This is a genomic window from Gammaproteobacteria bacterium (assembly GCA_013696315.1).
Taxonomy (GTDB): Bacteria; Pseudomonadota; Gammaproteobacteria; order JACCYU01; family JACCYU01; genus JACCYU01.
In genome coordinates this window covers 1-6,281 of sequence record JACCYU010000133.1, presented here as the reverse complement: position 1 = coordinate 6,281, position 6,281 = coordinate 1, and the positions used below count along the sequence as shown (strand labels likewise).

3 protein-coding genes and 1 pseudogene are annotated in these 6,281 nt (G+C 56.3%); 1 reads left to right on the top strand and 3 read right to left on the bottom strand.

Annotation, left to right across the window (positions count from 1 at the left end; translation table 11 throughout):
- Positions 1-210: 210 nt before the first annotated feature.
- The 3 genes and pseudogenes from H0V34_08030 to H0V34_08020 all read right to left on the bottom strand — a co-directional run bounded on the left by H0V34_08030 (position 211) and on the right by H0V34_08020 (position 5,961).
- Positions 211-1,329, bottom strand: a pseudogene (locus tag H0V34_08030) (IS3 family transposase).
- 712 nt (positions 1,330-2,041) lie between these two features.
- Positions 2,042-4,699 carry a type III restriction endonuclease subunit R gene (locus H0V34_08025; GenBank protein ID MBA2491637.1) on the bottom strand — a complete coding sequence of 886 codons (2,658 nt, stop codon included), beginning with the start codon at positions 4,697-4,699 and terminating at the stop codon, positions 2,042-2,044.
- Positions 4,696-5,961: a hypothetical protein gene (locus H0V34_08020; protein ID MBA2491636.1), complete on the bottom strand. Its 1,266-nt coding sequence runs from the start codon at positions 5,959-5,961 to the stop codon at positions 4,696-4,698. The genes H0V34_08025 and H0V34_08020 overlap by 4 nt, the downstream gene beginning before the upstream one ends.
- A 142-nt stretch (positions 5,962-6,103) precedes the next feature.
- On the opposite strand from H0V34_08020, the gene H0V34_08015 reads away from it, so the two are divergent.
- The coding region (locus H0V34_08015; protein MBA2491635.1) for a hypothetical protein at positions 6,104-6,281 on the top strand (178 nt) is incomplete at its 3' end.

Here is a 6,281-nt window from a genome sequence, read left to right as displayed (position 1 = left end):
CGTGCGAAGCGTCTGCGATCTCGCTTGTATGCTTCACGGCAGGCCGATCACCGAACCGTACTCGAAATTATACCTTTCGCCCTATCGGCGGGAGAGAACCGTTCAGCTCTTCGTGAAGTACGAATGTGTGTACGGTATTGCTGAAGTGGACCCCATGGTTTGGACAGCCTGAGGGATTGAATAAGCTCTGACCGTTCATGTAAATCAGGCTCAGGCGGCCTGTCTCCAATGGGGTAAGCCCAGGTAGACCTCATCCGGCGTCTGATCATCCAGACCCTGGTGAGAACGTTCCTGATTGTACCAGTCGAAGTATTGCGTCAGTCCCTGTTGCAACGCCTTGCCGTTCTCGAATGCCTGGATGTAGATACACTCATACTTGCCGCTGCGCCACAACCGCTCGACGAAGATGTTGTCCTGATAGCAGCCGCGGCCGTCCATGCTGATGCGGATATCGTGCTGCTTAAGACAGCCAGTAAAGGCCTCGCTGGTGAATTGCGCCCCCTGGTCGGTGTTGAAGATCTCAGGGCTACCATAACGGGCAATCGCCTCCTCCAGCGCCTTGACGCAGAAGTGACTGTCGAGGCTGTTGGAGACTCGCCAGGCCAGTACCTTGCGGCTACACCAGTCCACAATGGCCATCAGATACAGGTAACCTTTTGCCATCGGCACATAAGTAATATCGCTCGCCCAGACCTGATCGGGCCGGGTGATTGCGATAGCCCGCAGCAGATAGGGATAGACCGGGTGCGCCGGCTGCGGGTGGCTGGTACTGGGCGTCGGTGCGATCGAGCGTAATCCCATCACGCGCATCAACCGCCGCACCCGTTTGCGGTTGACGGTGTGGCAGGTACGTGGTCATGCTGCGGCTGCCGTAGAACGGCGTCCGCAGGTATTGCGCATCCATGCGCCGCATCAGTTCAAGGTCATGCGCAGGGATCGGCCGGGGTCGGTAGTAGATCGACGCGCGGCTGACCGCGAACAACTGGCATTGCCGAAGCCGGCTCAGGTGGGCATGCGGCTCAATCATCTGGCGTCGCGCTGCGCGGCTCAATGATCGAGCTTTCTGGACAACAAATCGCGTTCCACCGTGAGCTGACCAATCACCCGGTGTAGGTCGTCAACGCTCTGCGCGGTCTGGCCCTTGCCACCATTGTCGCGGTCGAACACCGAGCGCATGTTCTTAAGCGCCTGCCGCTTCCACTGATTGATCTGCGTCGGGTGTAGCCCATAACGCGCCGCCAGTTCTGCGGTCGTCGCCGTTTCCTTCAGCGCCGCCAGCGCCACTTTGGCCTTGAAATCGGCACTGTATTGCTTACATTTCTGGCTCATCTCGCTTCCTCTCAATCATGCGACTCAGAGCTTAAATCCCTGACCAGTTTTTGGGGACCACTTCATTGCAAAGAGTTCGGTTTGTCGCAGGTTACAGCAAATCAGTACGCGCCTGCCCTGAGCTGCCAGTAGCCAGGCCGACGATGCGCATGAGCGACCGCAACAATCTGTATCGCGTTGGATGTTGTTGCGTAGATTTAGCGAGTAAGGGAATCGGGTCAACACGAGCCTGTGCAACTGCGGGCCAATGCGAGGAGCCATTTCAGGCTGATTCATCAGCAATTCGATGCCACGCCGCACTTCATCACCAAATCGCTCCCCAAGACCTGGAATCTAATCTCGTAATAAGCTGCAGCCTCGATAAACTCTGCTTGCGCGTCGGGATGAAATTCATACCTCATTCGCCAAGCCGCGCGCGCAGATTCTCGAACACATGCTCGCCGGTGATTGGCCTGACTGTTTTCTCGACAAGTTCCCGGTGCCGCCTCTGAGCCTCTTCCAGCTAGGCGCGCTCTACGTCCGGATCGGCTGGTGCATCCAGTTCCGCAATCAGCGCACATAACAGTTGCTTCTTGTCCGCTACGCTGAGCGCGCGGATTTCACCCTCGATTTCTGCGATTGCCTTGACCATAGCGGTCACCCTGATTTGTTCGATGTTCTGAGTCCGGCAAGTGTCTATATTTCCAACTAGTCGTCACCGTAGAGGCGGGATTTAACGCAGTCCATAACACAGCGGCGAAAATTTCGGCGCAGCCTTCACGATCTCATCGTACATGGCACGCCCTTCCTTGTCCGTGTTTTGAAAATTTTCCGATAAAACGTCTCCGTGTAATTGCGCACGCAGATTATCCCAGCGGACTTTAAGAACGCGCAAATTGTGAGCATCATAAGTTCCCAAAAACACAACGGACCTTATCTCTATACGCGGCCAGTGTTCAATGGCTTTATCGCTTGCTTCGGCCTCATCGCACAGCTTCGCCCATCGGCTGCCGACCCTATCAACACGGCCGATCTGTTGCTCAACAACGCCCGGATTCCACTCATGGTGCAGCAATACGACGATCCGGCAAGCACGATGTAGATTAAGACCTTCACGCCCAACGGTGGATTGCGCAACGAGCACTTGCGGGAGGCTTTGAAGACGATTGAACGCCGCCTGAATGAGCCGCCGGGTTGGCATTGCAGTGTTCCCGTACATAAGGCGAGCAAACCGCCCCTGCGTACTGCCGTAGTCGTCGTTGAGTCGCTCGCTAATGTCAGACCAGAGATCCTGCGCCTGTTCATCGCTCACGCTACCGTCTTCGTCAAAATCGTCATGATCACAAACCGCTCGTACCATGTCTTCAAACGAATTCCACCATTCCGCAGGCTGGGCAGCTTCAGGCGAAGTTGTTCCAACATAATCGGCCAACGCCCGCGCAACCAAATTGAGCGACTCGTGTTTGTAATTGCGTTTATTGATCTCTTTGAACCTAGTAAAGAGCGCGCGCGCGGGCGTTCTAGAGGATTTCTCGTTCTTGCACTCTTGACCTTCCGCAAGAAGCCGGATCAAGTTGGTTCGAAGTCGTTCGCGGGCGTTCTCCAGCTTCCGGTATTGATCTTCCAGTCGTGCATCAATTTGCTCAAGCGCGATGCCGCAATTCATCTGATCGTGTGCCGCCCTGATGGCCGGCCATTCGCTGTTAACGTCCGTATCGCTGGCATCAACATCTCCGTGAGCCTTGCTTTGCGGCCAGGGCCTGCCCTCTTCGAGATGACGCAGCATGGCGCGTGCGTTCAGCAGATTTACCAAAGCCTGCATTGGTTTAGTAAACCGTCCGAATACGAGCACCTTTTCGTCCTTCCCTACCCATTTCTCGATTTCCTGAACGGCTCTGAAGATTGCGGGATGCGAATACAGGCCATGGCTGCTCGCCCTCAGGCTTGTATTGAGACACTCTGTCCACCACGCAGCTCTTTGCAGGCGCTTTTGATCACGGGGAGTCAGCGCTTGATGCTCGCTGGCTGAATCCAAGCTTTCTGTTCCAGGATCATTCTTTCCATTACGCAGCGGTGTGTCTAACCAGGCGGCAATGCCATGCCCGTTGCCGAGCGTCAGACGCAGGCGCTGTGCCACCGAATCGTCACTGTGGCGGGTTGTCACCGACAGCGCCTCGGCGGCGAACAATGCTTGCCGCCAATGGGCATCGAGTTTCATTGGATGTACATTGACTCTCGAGACATGCCGATAGTCATGGATACCCTCCCGCTCCCCGAGGCTCAGGAAGCGAGCGACGGCCTCGTCCTCGCCCTTGCCACGACGCAAAATATATGGCGACAAAGCTTGCTCGAAAGCTCGTGCCGCCTCGTAAAACTGCCTGCGAGCTCCTGGACTGCTGCGCCAGCTCTGTCTGAGCATGTCGATGGCCTTCATGTAAGGTAAGATCGCATCAACTTTTACTTTTTGCGCGTGTGCCACGCCAATACGCTCAAGACTCGATGTCCACTGCTCGACATCGATCTCAATCGGTGTGGCCGTCAAGCCCATTCGCCGCGCCTGCCTGCCATGAAGAATTACCCGTTCCAGCAAACGCGAGAGTCCGCTTCCTTCACCGCGGCTCTTATGGGCCTCATCCACGATGATCAGATCGACCGCGCCTAGACTGAGCCCGACCGCACGCTCAAGCCAAATTCTGTGGTCTTCACCACGCGCGTAAATATCCCCGGCGAAGAGATGTCTCCCCCACACAACCTCGTGTGACATGGCTTCCATTAAGTCGTGTTCGAGGGAACTTCTTGAGTCCATTATCTGCGCAGTAATGCTATCGGCGGCGGCCTTAACCCATACGTCATTCAACTTCAGGTGATTCTTGTAGTCGCGAGGAGAACGTCCGTCAGTCTTTATGCGCCACTGGGCTATTAGTTCAGGCAGCAAAGCCCAGCGCCAAGCAGCCGACTCTTCGCCGAGCCGCCAATTGGTGAAGACGTGAGAAATCAGTAGCACCGGTTCTTCGAACCACGGCTTTAAGGAGTCTTCCGCCGATTTCCAAGCCTCAAAAAAGCCCCAAAGGCTACGCAGCACCGGTGGCACCGTTAAGCCGCCCTCCTTCAGCTCCGTCTGCCACTGATAGCCAAGACCTGGCGGTACTAGGACTGCAACCCGACCGCCGCACTCTTTCACGTATCGCGCTACGGTAACAGCAACGCGCGTTTTCCCCATTCCAACTTCATCCGCAATGATCAAACCGTTGTTCGGCATTCGTTCGGCGATGGCGCACAGGTTTGCACGTTGGCCGTCGTTCAGCCACGGCTCGTCAGCCATAGCTTCTTCAGCGCAACGCTTCCGTAACGCCACAGCGACGGCGCCCCATCCTTTGAATTCAGTCTTCATACGTAATCTCCCAGTTTTGCGAGGTCGCTCATTCCCCACGCGGCCTGTATCCGGCCAAGCGCCGCTTTGTACCGCTGGCATTCTAAGGTGTCCTCGTTCTCAGCGTACGCCGGCCTGAACGGCGGATGCCAAAGTGGCCCGAGAACATTGAGATCGAGCGCGCGGCAGAAAAGTACGGCTTCAGTGTCCTTTGCTTGCACTAGCGTCTGTTCAAGCCGGTTACACCAGGTTGACCAGTCAGCTTGATGCAGTTGGGTCTGTTTAGCCGCGATGTTTTCCAGCAATTGCATCATTGCGCGAATGGGGTAGCTTGCGGCGAGACTTGGCGCTTTCTTCTCTCCACCGTTCGGTGTCAGCCCGCGTCCGTCAAGTGCTTCCTCATCCGGCGTGCCGTCTTCCGAAGTGGACGGGAAGTCTTCCAGTTGCCACCAGACTTCCTCCACATTAACGAGAGGTCGCAGTGGCCGTGCGCAAAGGCGACCGTGCTGATCCATTACTGGCACGTCGGCCTCATGCTGCAGGTGGCCTTCTTTCCAACGAACATTGACGCTTAGCGGCGCCGTGCTTGACCAATTGATGCGTCCTTGCGCATTAACAGACATCCAACTGCCGTTGCTGTCCCTAACCTCAAAATCACTCGATTCCGGCGGGTATGGAGTGAGCCAGCAGTTCGTGTCTTCGCTGTAAAGAAAATATGCTACGGGAGCAGCCACGAAACTCGTTTCTCTCTCCTCCATGTTGGCGCCCGCTTCGGGCTTGCCTTGCTCCACTTCCGTGTCCCATTGCACCGGCAAGCGCTGCTGTAGCGTTTTACTATCCATCTTTTCAACTGCAAGCAGTACGCCGGCTTCGAGATTGCCAGCATTGACTGCAGCACGCTGGGCGAAACCCGCGCTAGTCAGATTTCCAGATCCAAGATATAGCCAACCGCTGGAATAGGTGTCTATATCTTCGCGGCAAAACGCGCTATAGATGAACTTGGCATGAAGGCTGCGGTTTTGACTTTCGCGGACAGGATCGGCGGCTGGTCGAACGCACCACCACTTACGCTCATTAATAGCGACGAGTGACTGCGACACTGCTTGGCAAGCAAACGGATTCACAAAGATGTCGACACAGGGCCATTTGGTTAAATACTTCGGGCCGCCACTATCGCCTTGCAAACAGCTGACGATTTGATCGATGACTTTTGGTACCGCATCGGCGTGAGTCGCCGCTGCGGATTCGTAGAAGCCGGAGCCCATGCAAACGTAATTACGCACGGTGAACCCCGAGCGCTCCAAAAGTCTTGGCAGTTGACTCAGAAACGCCCGTCGGCGATTGTCAAAGAAGCGAGATGTTACACGCCCCTTCTTACCGAGTTGGGTCGCAAGAGCATCGAATCTGGTTATCGCTGTTCACCAGGTGTTCGATCGCACCGGCGACCTGGTTTGCGCGAAGCTCGCCGCGTATCGCACGTGTTACTTTCGCGGCCCGGTCGATGACCGCCGGCGCGAGCGCTTCGGCCTCGGCGATGCGGCGCGCCGCGTGTTCGGGAAGCATGTCGCCGCACGCCGCCCGCACGATGCGCTCGCGTTGCCGC

What these genes read in the sequence shown, in the direction of transcription:
- H0V34_08025 (MBA2491637.1), bottom strand. Translation starts at nt 4,699, where the DNA reads ATGAAGACTGAATTCAAAGGATGGGGCGCCGTCGCTGTGGCGTTACGG.